The sequence below is a fragment of the Nocardiopsis nanhaiensis genome (genome assembly GCF_054778635.1).
Genome location: NZ_BAAGZJ010000049.1, coordinates 1 through 15,323, shown reverse-complemented (window position 1 = coordinate 15,323; position 15,323 = coordinate 1). Strand labels below are relative to the sequence as shown.

The window sequence follows — 15,323 nt, the reverse complement described above, 5'->3', positions numbered from 1 at the left end:
GAAGGTCGTGTGATGCGGGACACACATGGGTAGTGAACCTGTGAAATATAAAGTCATAGGTTTTAACCTGCCGGGAGTCCCCATGGTTGACCCTCACTCTGGTCCGCACACACCCGGTGCCCAGCCGCTGCCGATGATCCCGGTCGAGGACGTCGTGGTGCCCGAGCCCCGTTCAGCCGAACGGGACGAGAGGACACGGGAGTTCGTCGAGGAGTGGCGCGACGCCTCCTACAACTGCTTCTCCTCCGGGCACAAGTTCTGCCGGGAGGTCTGCCCGGTCATGCAGGTCACGCGCAACGAGTCGTGGACCCCGACCGCCTTCCACGCCAATGTCGTGGCGATGGAGAAGGGCGAGATGGACGTCGCCGACATCGCCTCGGACTACGTGAACTGCACCCAGTGCGGCGCTTGTGAGCTGCGCTGTCCCAACACCCTCTTCACCGGGGACTTCTACCGGTTCCGCACCCGGACCGTGGACGTGGTCAAGGCAGTGCGCTCCTTCGCTGTGGAGAGCGGAGTACACCAGCCCGAGTGGCGGACCTGGAACCAGCGCACTGACGAGCGCACCCACGAACCCGTCCTCGGCGACAACGCCGTCAGCCAGGAGCGCGTACGCGACTGGGCCGACGGCCTCGACCTGCCGATCGGCGGCGAGACCATCCTCTTCGTCGACTGCGAGGCCGCCTTCTACCGGACCTCGGTGCCGCGGGCCGCCGCGCAGCTGCTGCAAGCGGCGGGCGTGGAGTTCGGGCTGATGGGGGAGCAGTGGTGCTGCGGCGGCCCCGCCGCTGAGATGGGCTACCGGGAGCAGGCCCAGCGCTTCGCCCGGCACAACCTGGACGACTGGCGCGCCCACGGGGTCAAGCGGGTGCTCGTCCTGGACCCGCATGACTACATCACCTTCACGGAGGACTACCCGGCCTACTTCGGCGAAGAGTACGACATCGAAGTCGTCCTGCTCGTGGAGCTGTTCGCCGAACTGCTCCGGAACGGCCGGTTGACACCCACCGTGCCGATCGAGCGCAGCATCACTTACCACGACCCCTGTCGGCTCAACAAGCGCAAGGGCGTGTGGGCCGAGCCCCGCGAGATCCTGCGCGCCATCCCCGGCCTGGAGTTCAACGACGTCGACCGGGTGACCCAGTGGTCCTACTGCTCCGGAGGCGGGGGAGGGCTTCCTGTGGAGAAACCCGAGCTGACCGCCGCGATCAGCGCCCGGAGGCTGGACCAAGCAGCCGAGCTGGAGGTCGACACCCTCGTCAGCGCCTGCCCGTGGTCGGAGCGCCCCCTTGGCGAGGCCGGACGGGAGCGCGATATCGACGTGGTCGACATCCACGAGCTGCTCGCCGAATCCGTCGGTATCACCGTCGGCGGCAGCCGCGGGGGAGGCGACTCATGAGCACCATGACCGAGGAGACCCTCGCACCCGTCATCGAGGCCCTGCACCGGGTCCTGCGCGACGACCAGGTCCTCACCAGCCGACCCGACCGGTTCAACCGGGCCAGGGTTCCGGCGCCCTTCCCAGTCCACCGCTGGGCCGAACGCCTGCCCGATCTCGCCGTCCTGCCGGAGAGCACCGAGGACGTCGTCGAGGTCGTCAAGCTCGCCAACCACTTCCTGATCCCCGTCGTGCCGAGGGATGGCGGCACCGGGCTGACCGACGGCGCCGTGCCCGCGCGCGGGGGCATCGTCATCGACGTCAAGCGGATGAACGGCATCCACGAGATCGACCCGGAGAACCGCACCTGCACCGTGGGCACCGGCATCAGCATGCTCAAACTCAACGAGGAGCTCGCGCGGTACGGTCTGATCTACCCCGACGACCCCGCGTCCTACCCGTGCTCCCTGGTCGGCGGGCGGATCGGTACGAGCGGCTGGTCGCTGATCGGGTCGCGCTACGGACACACCCGCGACCTCGTGCTCAGCTTCGACCACGTGCTCCCTACGGGTGAGGTCATGCACGTGGGCGACGGGGCGGGCGGCAAGATCAGCAAGAGCTCCAGCGGCTACCACCTCAAGCACCTGTTCATGGGCCACCAGGGCACGCTCGGGGTCGCGACCAGGGCCACCTTGAAACTCCACCCGAAACCCGAGGCGGAGTTCTCGCCGTTCTTCGCCTTCAGCGACTACGACAGCGCCTACAAGTGTGTCGGCGCCCTGGCCCGTGCGGGGGTCGCCACCTTCGCCGGAGCGGTCCTGTTCGACGAGTGGAAGGTCGCCTACCTGCGCCGCGACGACGAGGCCTACATCCCGCAGCCCGCCGACGTCCGTGCCTTGGCGTGCGGAGTGCTCTACGGGAACGAGGACGAGGTACGCGTCGGCGCACGCCGACTGATGCGCATCGCCCGCGACCACGGCGCCCGCTACCTCGGTGACGAGATCTCCGAGGGCGACTGGGCGGCCCGCCACGACCGCTACGCCACGCCCCTGCACGGGCGCACCCGTTCGGGCCAGGTCATCCCGATGAGCTGGCACTGCGAAGACGCCGCCGTCAACTACACGAATCTGCCCCAGGTCACGCGGGAGTGGCACGCCATCATCGCCGAGCTGCGTTCGCGCACCGACGTCTTCGACGACTGGGGCACCTTCTGCTACACCAGCGGTCCCACCGGCGTCGACTACCTCACCGAGATCGACGTGGGCATCTGGGAGCAGCAGCTCAACGACCGGGCCTGGGAGATGTGGGTCAAGGCCAAGCGGGACATCGCCGCCGTCGCGCTCCGGTACGGCGGATCCATCAGTGCCTGCCACGGGTCCTGCCGCGAGGGCGAGGTCGACCTGGTCCCCGAGGAACTGGGTCGCGGGTTCGACGTGATGCTCGACGTCAAACGCTCCCTGGACCCCAACAACATCATGAACCCCGGCAAGTACCTGCTGGACCGGGCCTACACCGACCAGGGAGGTCACCGATGAGCGCGGAGAACGGGGCGGCCCGGCCGTTCCGGTACGCCGAACAGTTCACCCCGCCCGAGGCCGAGCGGGCCAGCGAGGTCGCCGTCACCCGGTTCGAGGACCTCTTCGAGGTCGATCCGCGGCTGATGGACGAGTGGGTGGTGCAGCAGACCTTCCCCAACTGGGACACGCTGCGGATCATGCGGGCCCGCGGCGACCACTTGGAGTGGATGCACCGCCACTTCGCCGGAACCGTCGTGTCCGGCTCACAGGTCCTGGCCGAGATCGACGAGTGACCACGGGCCCAAAGAAGGGCAGACGAGGAGGAACCGATGCCGGGAGAACCCCAGATACTGGAGAACTTCGTCGGCGGGGCCCCGCGCCCCGCGGTGGGGGAGCGCACCTACGACCTGGTCGACCCGGTCACCGAGCAGGTCTTCGCACGCGCACCGCTGTCCGGACCCGAGGATGTGGACGTGGCCGTGCGGATCGCGGCGGAGGCATTCGACCGGTGGCGGGACAGCACACCGGCCGAACGCCAGCTCGCCCTGTTCCGGATCGCGGAGGACATCGAGCGGCGCGCGGAGGAGTTCGTGCGCGCGGAGTCGCGCAACACCGGTAAACCCGTCGGCCTCACCCTTGAGGAAGAGATCCCGATGGTCCTGGACGCCGTCCGGTTCTTCGCCGGCGCCGCGCGCAACCTGGAGGGCCGTTCCGCCGGCGAGTACATGGCCGGGTTCACCTCCTGGGTCCGCCGCGAGCCCGTCGGGGTGTGCGCCCAGGTCACACCGTGGAACTACCCGATGCTGATGGCGGTGTGGAAGTGGGCACCCGCGATCGCCGCGGGCAACACGGTGGTGCTCAAACCCTCCGACACCACGCCCCTGTCCACCCTGCTCAGCGCCGAGGTCATGGCCGAGCACCTGCCTCCGGGCGTGTTCAACGTGGTCTGCGGAGACCGCGACACGGGCCGGGAGCTGGTGGCCCACCCCGTGCCGGAGATGGTGTCCATCACCGGCAGCGTCCGCGCGGGCCGGGAGGTCGCCCAGGCCGCAGGGGCAGACCTCAAACGCACCCACCTGGAACTGGGCGGCAAGGCGCCGGTGATCGTGTTCGACGACGCCGACCCGGCCGCGGCAGCGGAGGCGATCGCGGAGGCCGGTTTCTTCAACGCCGGGCAGGACTGCACCGCGGCCACCCGGATCCTGGCCGGGCCCGGGGTGCACGACGACTTCCTCGGTGAGCTCGCCGAACAGGCCAAGCAGACCCGGACCGGGCCGCCGGACCAGGACGTCGCGTTCGGGCCGCTGAACAACGCCGCGCAGTTCCAGCGGGTCTCGGGGTTCGTGGACCGCCTGCCCGGTCACGCCGAGGTGCTGGCGGGCGGACGGCGGGCCCGCGACCCCGGCTACTTCTACGACCCCACCGTCGTGGGCGGACTGCTCCAGGACGACGAGATCATCCAGAACGAGGTGTTCGGGCCGGTCATCACGGTGCAGCGGTTCAGCGACGAGGACCAGGCGGTGGCCTGGGCCAACGGGGTCGACTACGGTCTCGCCTCCAGTGTCTGGACCCGCGACCACGGGCGCGCGCTGCGCGTCTCGCGCCGACTCGACTTCGGCTGTGTGTGGATCAACTGCCACATCCCGCTGATCGCCGAAATGCCGCACGGCGGCTTCAAGAACTCGGGGCACGGCAAGGACATGTCCCAGTACGGATTCGAGGACTACACCCGCGTGAAGCACGTCATGAGCAGCCTGGACGGCTAGGAACGAGCTTCAGCGCCCGGATGCCCCGGGAGGGCGAACGCCATGAGATTCAGCTACGTGATGCTTCCCGACTACCCGCTGGCCGACTCGCTGGAATCGATCCGGCTCGCCGACGAACTGGGCTTCTACGCCTGTTACGCGGCTGACGAGACCTGGCACAAGGACCTGTGGCTGCTGTTCGCCGCGGCCGCGGGCCAGACCGACACCATCCGCTTCGGGCCGAGTGTGTCCTCGGTGGTGCTGCGCGAGCCCACTCTGATCGCGCAGGCCGTGGCGACGCTGGACGAACTCTCCGGCGGGCGCGCGGAGGCCGTGCTCTCCAGCGGCAACTTCGGGCTGCTCGCCCAGTACGGCATCGACTGGGCCCGCAACCGCCCGCTCTCCCGGGTCAAGGAAGGGCTGGGGGTGATGCGCACCTTCCTCGACGACGGGGTCATCACCTTCGACGGCGACTTCTTCACCTACAACGGGCTGTTCACCTTCGCGCGCCCGGTGCAGGACCGCGTGCCGCTCAAGCTGGGCGCCATGCGCGGGCCGAAGTCCTTCCAGGCCGCGGGGGAGCTGTCCGACGGCTGCCACCACGCCCTGAGCTATACCAGGGAGGCCTACGACTACGCGATCGAGAACATCAGGATCGGTGCCGAGCGCGCCGGAAAGGACTGGAAGGGCCTGGACATCGGCGCCTGGGTGGTCTTCGCGACCGGGCCGGACTCGGCGGCGGCCAAGGACGCGGCGCGCAGCATGGTGGGTATCTACGCCTCGTCGATGCCCGAGGAGCAGCTGCGCCGCAACGGAGTCGAACCGGCCGAGGTCAAGCCCATCATCGACGCCATCGGTGCCGGAGACCTGGCCCGGGGGGTCGAGCTGACCACACCCGACCTCGCAGAGCGCCTCTCCGTGGCCGGAACACCGGAGGAGTGCGCGGCCAAGCTCGCCGACAACATCGCCCCGAGCGGGGTCAACCACATGATCCTGGCCGTCACGGACCGGGCGCTGGTCAAGGCCTTCACCGGCCGCGACCTGGAGGGTGCAGCGGACGTCAACACCCAGCTGCGCCTGGTACACGACCAGATCATGCCCCGGTTCGCCTGAGCCGGTCGTGTCGCGGCTTGACCGGTGCCCCGGCAGCCTTCCGCCGGGGCACCGCTGATGGGATGGGTGGCGCCCGCCGTTCCTCGGAGGCGGGCGCCCGGTAGCCTCGTCGCTGGTCAACCGTGGACTGAGCGGGAGTGATCCCGTGCGGCCGCGAGCCCCGAACAACTGGAAGGCAGCCCCATGAGCGAGGACCTGTCCGTGCACATCGACGGCCACGTCGGTGTCCTGGAGATCCGCCGCCCGCCACACAACCACTTCGACCTCGAGGTCCTCACGGAACTGGCCGACACGGCCGAGGAACTCGCGGGTCCAAAGGGTTGCCGGGCCTTGGTCCTGTGCTCGGAGGGCAAGAACTTCTGCGCCGGGGTGGACTTCGCCGCGGGCGGGGTCGGCGAGCAGCCGGTCCGGACCCTCAGCGCCATCTACGGGCAAGGGCTGCGCCTGTTCTCCCTGCCGGTACCCGTGGTCGCCGCGGTGCAGGGCGCGGCCGTGGGCGGAGGACTCGGACTGGCGTGCGCGGCGGACTTCCGGGTCGCCGCGCCCTCCTCGCGGTTTCACGCCAACTTCGGGCTCCTGGGCCTGCACCAGGGGTTCGGTCTGACCGCATCCCTGCCCCGCATCGTCGGCGGCCAGAAGGCAGCCGACATGCTCTACACCGCCCGGAGGGTCACCGGAGCCGAAGCCCACGCGGCGGGCCTGGCCGACCTGCTGGTGGGAGAGGACCACATCCGCGCGGAGGCCGTGGGCTACGCACGCGAGATCGCCGCCTCCGCCCCGCTGGCGGTGCGTTCGATGAAGGGGACGATGCGCGCCGACCTGCTGGCGGCCCTCCCCGCGGCTCTGGAGCGGGAGGTCGTCGAACAGACCAAGCTGCTCGGCACCAAGGACAACGAGGCCGGGGTCACCGCCTCCCTCGACCGCACCAAGCCGACCTTCACGGGTGAGTAGGCGGATCTCCTTCCCTTGACGCCTTGTACTCCTGGAAGACCTCTTCGAGTCGTTGCACGATGAACGTGTAGTAGGCGTGCATGTCGTCGACCCTGCGACGCTGTTCCTCGGCCATCTCCCCAGACCGGTCCGCCATGCCCTGCGCCACCTCGAGTAGCTGGGCCGCCTGGTGGACCTGGTGTTCGAGGCATCCCACCCAGGCGTCCTCACGCCAGCGGTAGGCGAACTGTCGGCTACCGGGCGCCTTGAACCGTTCGACGGTGCCGTTGGTGATCAGGAGGCGGGTGGTCTCCGATACCGAACCCTTGCTGGCGCCGAGTGACTCCTGGAGTTCGCTCAGCGTGAGGGGCCCCTTGCTCATCATCAGAACCCCGGCGGCGCGGCCGGCCATCGGAGGCCACCCCATCACCCCGCTGATGGAGGCGCCGAACTCGTCGATCAGCGGGTCGTCCCCCCGATCGGCGCCGTCGGTCTCGAAGGGCATGCTGGGACCTCCTGTGTTCAAATAAAAATGAACGTTCAGTATTGACTGAGAATATGGCACGCGACACACTGGCCGGGTGGGCGGCTGACCAGCTCTTCCTTGGGCCGCACCCTCGCTACAGCATGCCAGGAGGCTCGGTATGACCGTGAACAGGTGGGATGTCATCGTTGTGGGCGCGGGTTCGGCCGGTGCCGTCCTCGCACACCGTTGGGCGGAACGCGGGCGGCGGGTCCTCCTGCTGGAGGCCGGTCGGGACTACCGGTCGGCCCAGATGCCCGAAGCATGGCGGTCTCCCAACCCGGGCCGAGCCCTCCTGGACCCGGAAGCCCTTCAGGACCTCGTGTGGCCGGGGCTCGACGCCCACCGGACGGACCAGCAGGAGGCGGCGCCCTACTGGAGGGGGCGCGTAGCAGGCGGTAGCTCGTCCGTCAACGGTCAGATCGCCATCCGCCCTCCCATGGACGACTTCGATGACTGGGCCGCCTGGGGGTGCGACGGATGGTCACCGCAGCAGGTCCTGCCCTACTTCGCGAAACTCGAGGACGACGAGGAGTTCGGGGACGCGCCCCATCACGGCCGGGGCGGGCCGACGCCGGTGCACCGGACCGCGCGGCGTGACTGGGGTTCAGTCGATACCGCCCTGTCCGCGGCCGCCCTGGCGGCGGGCCACGGTTGGTGCGCCGACGTGAACGCGCCGGGGACGAGCGGTGTCTCCCCGTACCCGATCAACTCCCGCTCGGGCCGACGGGTCTCCACGAACGACGCCTATCTGGAGCCCGCCCGGGAGTGGGCCAACCTCACCGTCCGCGGCGGCTCCGTCGTGGACCGTGTGCTCTTCGAGGGCGACCGCGCGGTCGGTGTCGAGGTGCTCTCAGACGGCTCCCGGAACCGTGAGCACGCGGATCTCGTCGTGCTCAGCGCGGGTGTGATCCATTCCCCCACCATTCTCATGCGTTCCGGGATCGGACCCGCCGGACACCTGCGTGAACTGGGACTGCGGGTGCGGCAGGACCTCCCGGTGGGGCAGGGTATGCAGGACCATCCCATGGCTGGGGTCCTGATCCCGCTCAGCGAAGAGGCCGCCCTGACCTCCCCCGACGATCGGCACACCAACGTCTGCGTCCGCTCCACCAGCGACGGGCCGGGGGAGCAGCCGAACGACATGATGTTCGTGTCGCTCAACCAGAACGTCCTGTCGATGGCGGGTGCGGACCTGCGGTACGGCGCAGGTGCGTTCGGAGTGTGGGTCAACCAGTGCTACAGCCGCGGCGCACTCACCCTGCGTTCCCTCGACCCCACCGTGCATCCGCTGGTGCGCGAACGGATGCTCAGTGACGACCGGGACCTCGCCCGACTGCGCTCCGGTGTGCGAGCCCTGCTGGACATGGCGCGGGGCGACGAGGTGACGGCCATCGCAGCCTCTCCCCTGGACACCCTCAACAGCGCCCTGTTCGATGCCGTCGACGACGACGCAAGGCTGGACGACCACCTGTTGGCCACCGCGGGTGACGCCCAGCACGGCACGAGTACCTGCCGGATGGGCGGTTCCGACGCCCCCGGGTCCGTGGTCGACCCGGAGTGCCGTGTACTCGGAGTCGAAGGGCTGCGCGTGATCGACGCATCCGTCCTCCCATCCGTGCCCAGGGCCAACACCAACCTCACCGTGATCATGGCCGGCGAACTCATGGCGGACCGTATCGGCTGAAGACCGGACCCGCCCCCTCACCCGTGCCACAGAAGGAGTACTCGTGAAAACCCTGCGGAACCTCATCGGCGGAGTCTGGGAGGACTCGCACAGCGACCAGTTCCTACCGCTGGTCAACCCGGCGACGGAGCAGGTCATCGCCTACCATCCCGGAGGTGCGGCCGACGACGCCACCCGCGCCGTGGACGCGGCAGTCGGGGCCGCCCCCGGTTGGGCGGCGCTCACGGTCGGCGAGCGCATCACCCATCTGCGTCGTTGGGCGGACACGGTCGCCGACCACGCCGGGGAACTCGCCGGAATCGAGTGCGACGAGATGGGCAAACCCGTGGCGCTGGGCCGATCCTTCATCCATAGCGCCGTCGCCGGACTCGGTGCCGCCATCTCCGAGGCGGAGTGCTACCCGTTCACCGAGACGTTCGCCAAACCCGACGGGTCCAGCACGGAGGTGATCCGCCGCCCGGTGGGTGCGGCCGCGGTCATCGTCCCTTGGAACTTCCCCGTCCCGATGGTGCTGGCCGCGCTCGGTCCGCTGCTGATCGCTGGCAACACCGTCGTGCTGAAACCCTCCGAGCGTTCTCCGGCGTCCGCGGTACGGCTGGCCGAACTGCTGACACTTCCGGCAGGGGTGGTGAACCTCGTGCTCGGGGACGCCAGGGCGGGAGCCGCTCTGGTCGAGGACGAGCGGATCGGACTGGTGCACTTCACCGGATCAGTGGCCAGCGGCCGTCGGGTCGGGGCCAGTGCCGGAGGCGGTCTGCGGCGCGCGGTGCTCGAACTGGGCGGAAAGGACCCGGTCGTGGTGGACGCTGACGTCGACCCGGTCGCCACCGCCAAAGCGGTCGCCTTCGGAGCCTTCGCGAACTCGGGCCAGATCTGCACGTCGATGGAGCGCGTCTACGTCCACAGCGACGTCGCGGACCGGTTCGTCGATGCCCTGGTCGAGGCCGCTGAGACCTACAGCCTCGGAGACGGGCACCACGGCACCACGGTCCTGGGTCCCCTGGTCGACGGCGGTCAGCGCGACATCGTCCACGGGCACGTCACCGACGCCGTCGCTCGGGGCGCAACAGTCCGCACGGGAGGGAAGGTGCCGTCCGGAACCGGATACTTCTACCCCGCCACGGTCCTCACGGACGTCGACGAGTCGATGCTGGTGATGACGGAGGAGACCTTCGGGCCTATTGCCCCGGTCACCGTCGTCCCTACCTTCGAGGAGGGGCTGCGGCGCGCCTCCCTTTCCAGCTACGGGTTGGCCGCCACCGTCTACACCCGTGACCCTGAGCACGCAGAGGCGGCATCCGCGCTTCCTGCCGGTGTCGTCTGGGTCAACCAGTGGCAGGGCGGCGGCCCGGAGCGGCTCTACGAGCCGGCCGGCAGCAGCGGAATGGGTGCCACCGGAGCGCGTGCCTCCTACGACGCCGCCACCCGTCCCACATCGGTGCACCACGCACCGCGGTCCGAGGGGGGAACGCGATGATCGCCTCCGCGTCCGCTACCGAGTGGGCGGACGGCGCGAAAAGGGGGATCGAACAGCGGGTCCGGGAGTCCGAAGGGATGCTGCACGAACTCTCGCACCGAATCCACGCCCACCCCGAGCTCGCCTTCGAAGAGATCCGTGCCAGCGCGTGGGTGGCGGAGGCGCTCGAAGGCGCCGGGTTCGCCGTACAGCACGGGTGTTACGGCCTGCACACGGCGGTGCGCGCCACCATCGGATCCGGCCCGGTCCACGTCGCCATCTGCGCCGAGTACGACGCACTGCCCGAGATCGGACACGCCTGCGGGCACAACGTCATCGCGGCGGCAGCGGTGGGTGCCGGACTCGCTCTGGCGCCCCTCGCCACCGAACTCGGGCTGACCGTGACGGTTCTGGGAACCCCCGCCGAGGAAGGCGGGGGCGGCAAGGTCCACATGCTCGAACACGGTGCCTTCGACGGAGTGGACGCCGCGATGATGGTCCATCCTGCCGCTGCCGACATGGCCGCTATGCCGGGAACCGCCATCGCGCAGTTCGACGTCGTCTACCGCGGCCAGCCCTCCCACGCCGGGGCATACCCGGAGCTCGGTGTCAACGCCGCCGACGCCATGACCGTGGCCCAGGTCGCCATCGGGCTGTTGCGGCAGCAGACCCGGCGGACCGACCGCATCCAGGGCATCGTCACGGAGGCCGGGACAGCGCCCAACGTCATCCCCGACACCGGCCGCGGGCAGTGGATCGTCCGCTCGGACACGCTGGAGGGCCTGGCTGAGCTGAAACGGCGGGTTCTGCGGTGCTTCGAGGCGGGTGCTTTGGCGACCGGTTGCGAACTGGACGTCGAGCCGTCCGGTCCGGACTACGCCGACCTGGTACCCGACCCTGCCCTGCTGTCTCTCTACCGTGCCAACGCCGCGGTCCTCGGACGCGGAACCGTCGAACCCGAGGCCGGAGCGATGGGTGGCGCCGCCACCGACATGGGCAACGTTTCCCACACTGTGCCGACCATCCACCCGATGCTCGGGTTGGACTGTCTGCCAGCGGTCAACCATCAGCCCGGCTTCACTGACGCCGCGGTCTCAGGGGCTGCGGACCGCGCGGTGGTCGACGGGGCGATCGCCATGGCCTGGACAGCCGTCGACCTGGCGCTTGCCCGCACACCTGGTGAGGGGTGAGGGTCCCGCTGTGTTCTCCGCGGCTACGGGGGCGCGTGACCGGAAGCGGTCAGGACCGGCGAGTGAGCAGGGCATGGGCCGCAGCTGCTGACCTCGCCAGGTGTGCGTCCGGCAGATCCCCGAGAGGGGAAACGGGGTCGGCCGGGGGTGGCTCCCAGGGGAAATCCGGATGTTCCTGGAACGCCCGGGTGACAAGGTTTACCTACCACGTCCCCCTACCCCCGGAGGAACTCCATGCCCGGACGTTCAGGCCTGCCCTGGAGAATCGTCAAGTGGACGGTCTCGGTGGCGGCGGTGCTCACACTCGTCGTCACCGGAGGCGGGGTCTGGGTGTACTCGGCCCTGCGGGTCAGCAACGTCGGCGAGCTCTCCTTCGGCAACGAACTACACGTGCCGCCGGAGCTCGAGCCCTCCGTCGACGAGGACGGGCGCAAGCGCTTCGACCTCACCATGCAGGAGGGCACCAGCGAGTTCCTGCCCGGGCAGGAGACCGGCACCTGGGGCGTCAACGGCGCCTACCTCGGCCCGACGATGCGCTTGGAGCGGGGCGACGACGTGGCCATGGACGTCACCAACGACCTGCCCGAGACCTCCACACTGCACTGGCACGGCATGCGCGTGCCCGCCGCCATGGACGGAGGACCGCACCAGGAGATCGAACCGGGGGAGGAGTGGGCCGCGGAGTGGACCGTCGACCAGCCGGCGGCCAGCCTCTGGTACCACCCCCACCTCCACGGAGCCACCGCGGAGCACGTCTACCGGGGCGTCGCCGGGATGATCATCGTGGAGGACGACGACGTCACCGAGGGGCTGCCCGCCGACTACGGGGTGGACGACGTCCCCCTCGTGGTCCAGGACCGGGCCTTCCGCTCCGACGGCGAACTCGACCTGAACGCGACCGGCCCGCTGTGGACCCAAGCCACCTACGGGCTGATGGGCGACGAGATCCTGGTCAACGGCACCCATGACCCCTATTTCGAGGTGGAGGGCGAACGGGTGCGTTTCCGGGTGCTCAACGGCTCCAACACGCGCTCGATGAACTTCGGGCTCGACGACGACCGCGCCTTCCAACTGGTGGGCACGGACACCGGTCTCCTGGACGAACCGGTGGATCTGGACCGGATCCGACTCTCACCCGGCGAGCGGGCCGAGATCGTCGTCGACTTCGCTCCGGGAGACGACGTCGTGCTGCGCAGTTACGCACCCAAGCAGGCCGGGAGCTTCGCCGAGGACCGCCTGTCCGGCTCCGACGACGAGTTCGACATCCTGCGCCTGACCGCCGCGGAGGAACTGGAGCCCAGCGACCCGGTTCCCGCTGAGCTCGCCACCACCCCCGAGATCACCGCGCCCGAGGGGGCCACCGAACGGGTCTTCAGCCTCGAGGGCACCGCCCACATCAACGGGGACTCCATGGACATGTCCCGGGTCGACGAGGTGGTCCCGGCCGGCACCACGGAGATCTGGACCATCGAGAACCCGAGCGTCGTGCACAACTTCCATATCCACGACGTGGCGTTCCGGGTCCTGGACATCGACGGTGCGGAGCCCCCGCCGGAGCTGCGGGGGCGCAAGGACACCGTCTACGTCGCACCCCAGACCTCGGTCCGGATCGCGGTGGAGTTCGGGGAGCACGTCGACCCCGAGACGCCGTACATGTACCACTGCCACCTCCTGGAACACGAGGACCAGGGGATGATGGGCCAGTTCCTGGTGGTCGAACCGGGCACGGAGGACGAGGTCGAGCGCGACCTGGGGTTGGACGGCGGCCACGACCACGCCGACGGGCACGGTGACGGCGGCGGGCAGGGTCACGGGGGCGGGCACAGCGACCACTGACCGCCGTGCCGGGGCGAGCGCCAGAGGACCGCGGTGCTCAGACGTCGAGTGCGCCGTCGATCTTGCGGAGCTTGTGGCGGGCCAGCGCCAGGTTGCCGCGCTGGCGGTCCAGGGCCATGTACAGGAAGAGCGAACCGCTGCTCTGCTCCAGCAGGCGGATGATGTGGTACTGCTCGCCCAGGGTGATGAGGATGTCCTCGACCCGGTCGTCGAGGCCGATCGTCCCCAGGGCACGGACCTTGGCGCGGACCACTTCGGTGTTGGCGGCGGCCGCGACCTCGAGGTCGAACCCGTGCCCACCGCCCGAGGCTTCCAGGCACATGCCGCTCTCGTAGTCGACGAGGGCGGCACCGATGGCCCCCTCGACGCTCAGGGCTTCCTTGACGGCGGTTTCGGTGTCCATACAACTTCCTTGGGATCGGTGCCCGGGAGCCCCGGCGCTTTGATGACCTAAGTCCACAAAAAGTACCTACGTTAATAGGTCAACCGTAAGTGCAGTCTTGGTGTACCAGGTGATTGTTATGCACAGGTTTGCCGGTAGGCGGCTTTTGCCCTATATATTGCGATCCTAGAATTTGCGGGCGGTGCCTCGGGGAGGACTGTGTCAAGGCTTGTGGAGGCGGTGGAGAACGTCCTGGAATGTGCGGGCTCACGTGCGGTGATGCTGGTGGACCGGGCCACGGGGCACGTATTCGCGGGGGCCGGGGAACGGTCGCTCCTGCTTCCCGCGGAGAGTGTTAGTGAGGTCTACCAAATGGCGCAGGAGGCCCAACTGGCCGGAAGTGGCCACGGCCATGCGGAGGCCGAGAGCATCGTGGTGACCACCTCAGAACACCACTATGTCGTCCGTCCGGTGCCCGTTCCGGGTGGCGGTACGGACGGGCCTCTGTTGAGCGTGGTCTTCGACCGGTCCCGTACCAACCTGGTCCTGGCGCGGCGCGAACTCGACGGGCGGTCGGGGGCCCTGCTGGTATGAATTCCCACCAAGCCGGGCCGACCCTGTTCGGGGGGCTGGCGGCGGACATGCGCGGACTCCACCAAGAGTCCTTCACCGGTGCGCTGCTCGTGTTCGGTCCGCCCGACACCACGCTCCATTTCCGCGACGGCCTGCTGGTCGCGGCCCAGACCCCGGGCGCCCCCGGCCCCGACACGCTCCTGCTCCGCTCCGGGGCCGTGCCCGGCCGGACCTGGGCACCGGTCCGCGAACACGCGCTCACGACGGGCGACCTCGGTGCCGAACTCCGCACCGGTGGACACGTCAGCGGTGCGCTGCTGGAACTCACCCTGGTCCGGGCCCTCCTCGACGGCGTCTTCGTGCTCGGACTGAGCCCGTCCAACCGCGGCGGCGAGGTCCGGCCCGGCGCCCCACCGCCCCCGCTGTTCCTCGCCGAGGGCAGGGAACCCGGCTGGGCCGTGCAGGAGGCCGCACGGCGCCACGGCGCCATCGAACGGCTCTGGGGCCCACCCGCCGACCTCGCCCGGCTGCGCCCGGTGGCGGCCGCGCCCCCGGAGAAGGCGCCCTCCGCCGCACACCGGGACCTCCTGGCCCGTGCCGACGGACGCCGGACCCCCCGCGACCTCGCCTTCGTGCTGGGACGCGACGTGAGCGGGGCGATGATCGACCTGGCCCGGCTGGCCGCCACAGGCCTGGTGGACACCGGGACGCGCCGGTCCGAAGGGGGCCTCACCCGCCGCCTGCCCGAGAGGAAGCGGACCGCCCCGGAGGCCGGGCCGCTCACCAAACGGCGGCCCGGCACCAGCGGTATGCGTCCCGCGCCCCGGGCGGACAGCGCTCTGTCCCCGAAGCTGGCCGCCCGGCTGAGCGCGTCGCTCAGGAACCCCGGCGACGGTGGAGGAGGGGACGGATGACGCGCGAAGAGGAGCCCGAGGACCGCGGGCAGGAGCGACCCGCCCTGCCCAAGCGCGCCCCCGCCCCGGTTCCGCGGGG

At 69.7% G+C, this 15,323-nt stretch carries 14 protein-coding genes; 12 read left to right on the top strand and 2 right to left on the bottom strand.

The features are described from left to right. Positions 1-82: 82 nt before the first annotated feature. The 6 genes from ACYVD1_RS21720 (at position 83) to ACYVD1_RS21695 (ending at position 6,704) form a co-directional block, all read left to right on the top strand. A complete protein-coding gene (locus tag ACYVD1_RS21720) occupies positions 83-1,399 on the top strand; it encodes a (Fe-S)-binding protein (RefSeq protein ID WP_460775868.1) in 1,317 nt (438 codons plus the stop codon). Then, positions 1,396-2,913 (top strand): FAD-binding oxidoreductase, encoded by a 1,518-nt coding sequence (locus ACYVD1_RS21715; RefSeq protein WP_460775866.1) that lies wholly within the window; start codon positions 1,396-1,398, stop codon positions 2,911-2,913. Before ACYVD1_RS21720 ends, ACYVD1_RS21715 begins: the two co-directional genes overlap by 4 nt. Next, a complete protein-coding gene (locus ACYVD1_RS21710) occupies positions 2,910-3,188 on the top strand; it encodes a hypothetical protein (RefSeq protein ID WP_460775864.1) in 279 nt (92 codons plus the stop codon). Before ACYVD1_RS21715 ends, ACYVD1_RS21710 begins: the two co-directional genes overlap by 4 nt. Positions 3,189-3,224: 36 nt before the next feature. After that, complete coding sequence (locus tag ACYVD1_RS21705; protein WP_460775861.1) at positions 3,225-4,661, top strand: gamma-aminobutyraldehyde dehydrogenase; 1,437 nt, start codon at positions 3,225-3,227, stop codon at positions 4,659-4,661. 42 nt (positions 4,662-4,703) lie between these two features. Then, complete coding sequence (locus tag ACYVD1_RS21700) at positions 4,704-5,753, top strand: LLM class flavin-dependent oxidoreductase (protein ID WP_460775858.1); 1,050 nt, start codon at positions 4,704-4,706, stop codon at positions 5,751-5,753. Between the two features lie 183 nt (positions 5,754-5,936). Continuing rightward, a complete protein-coding gene (locus ACYVD1_RS21695) occupies positions 5,937-6,704 on the top strand; it encodes an enoyl-CoA hydratase/isomerase family protein (RefSeq protein ID WP_460775856.1) in 768 nt (255 codons plus the stop codon). Here ACYVD1_RS21695 and ACYVD1_RS21690 read toward each other — a convergent pair. Further along, positions 6,691-7,188: a GbsR/MarR family transcriptional regulator gene (locus ACYVD1_RS21690; RefSeq protein ID WP_460775854.1), complete on the bottom strand. Its 498-nt coding sequence runs from the start codon at positions 7,186-7,188 to the stop codon at positions 6,691-6,693. The two genes, ACYVD1_RS21695 and ACYVD1_RS21690, sit on opposite strands and share 14 nt — an antisense overlap. Positions 7,189-7,327: 139 nt before the next feature. Here ACYVD1_RS21690 and ACYVD1_RS21685 point away from each other — a divergent pair, with 139 nt between their 5' ends. The 4 genes from ACYVD1_RS21685 to ACYVD1_RS21670 all read left to right on the top strand — a co-directional run bounded on the left by ACYVD1_RS21685 (position 7,328) and on the right by ACYVD1_RS21670 (position 13,375). Then, on the top strand, positions 7,328-8,893 hold the full coding sequence (locus ACYVD1_RS21685; RefSeq protein ID WP_460775852.1) for a GMC family oxidoreductase: 1,566 nt from the start codon (positions 7,328-7,330) through the stop codon (positions 8,891-8,893). 43 nt (positions 8,894-8,936) lie between these two features. Continuing rightward, positions 8,937-10,370, top strand: coding sequence for an aldehyde dehydrogenase family protein (locus tag ACYVD1_RS21680; RefSeq protein WP_460775850.1), 1,434 nt, complete (start codon positions 8,937-8,939; stop codon positions 10,368-10,370). Further along, positions 10,367-11,539, top strand: coding sequence for a M20 family metallopeptidase (locus ACYVD1_RS21675; RefSeq protein ID WP_460775848.1), 1,173 nt, complete (start codon positions 10,367-10,369; stop codon positions 11,537-11,539). Before ACYVD1_RS21680 ends, ACYVD1_RS21675 begins: the two co-directional genes overlap by 4 nt. Positions 11,540-11,773: 234 nt before the next feature. Next, complete coding sequence (locus ACYVD1_RS21670) at positions 11,774-13,375, top strand: multicopper oxidase family protein (RefSeq protein ID WP_460775846.1); 1,602 nt, start codon at positions 11,774-11,776, stop codon at positions 13,373-13,375. Between the two features lie 37 nt (positions 13,376-13,412). On the opposite strand, the gene ACYVD1_RS21665 is transcribed toward ACYVD1_RS21670, so the two are convergent. Next, positions 13,413-13,778 (bottom strand): hypothetical protein, encoded by a 366-nt coding sequence (locus ACYVD1_RS21665; RefSeq protein ID WP_460775844.1) that lies wholly within the window; start codon positions 13,776-13,778, stop codon positions 13,413-13,415. 198 nt (positions 13,779-13,976) lie between these two features. Here ACYVD1_RS21665 and ACYVD1_RS21660 point away from each other — a divergent pair, with 198 nt between their 5' ends. Continuing rightward, complete coding sequence (locus ACYVD1_RS21660; protein WP_460775841.1) at positions 13,977-14,351, top strand: hypothetical protein; 375 nt, start codon at positions 13,977-13,979, stop codon at positions 14,349-14,351. Continuing rightward, entirely contained in the window at positions 14,348-15,244 is an 897-nt protein-coding gene (locus ACYVD1_RS21655) for a hypothetical protein (protein ID WP_460775838.1), read from the top strand. The genes ACYVD1_RS21660 and ACYVD1_RS21655 overlap by 4 nt, the downstream gene beginning before the upstream one ends. The last annotated feature ends 79 nt before the right edge of the window (positions 15,245-15,323 follow it).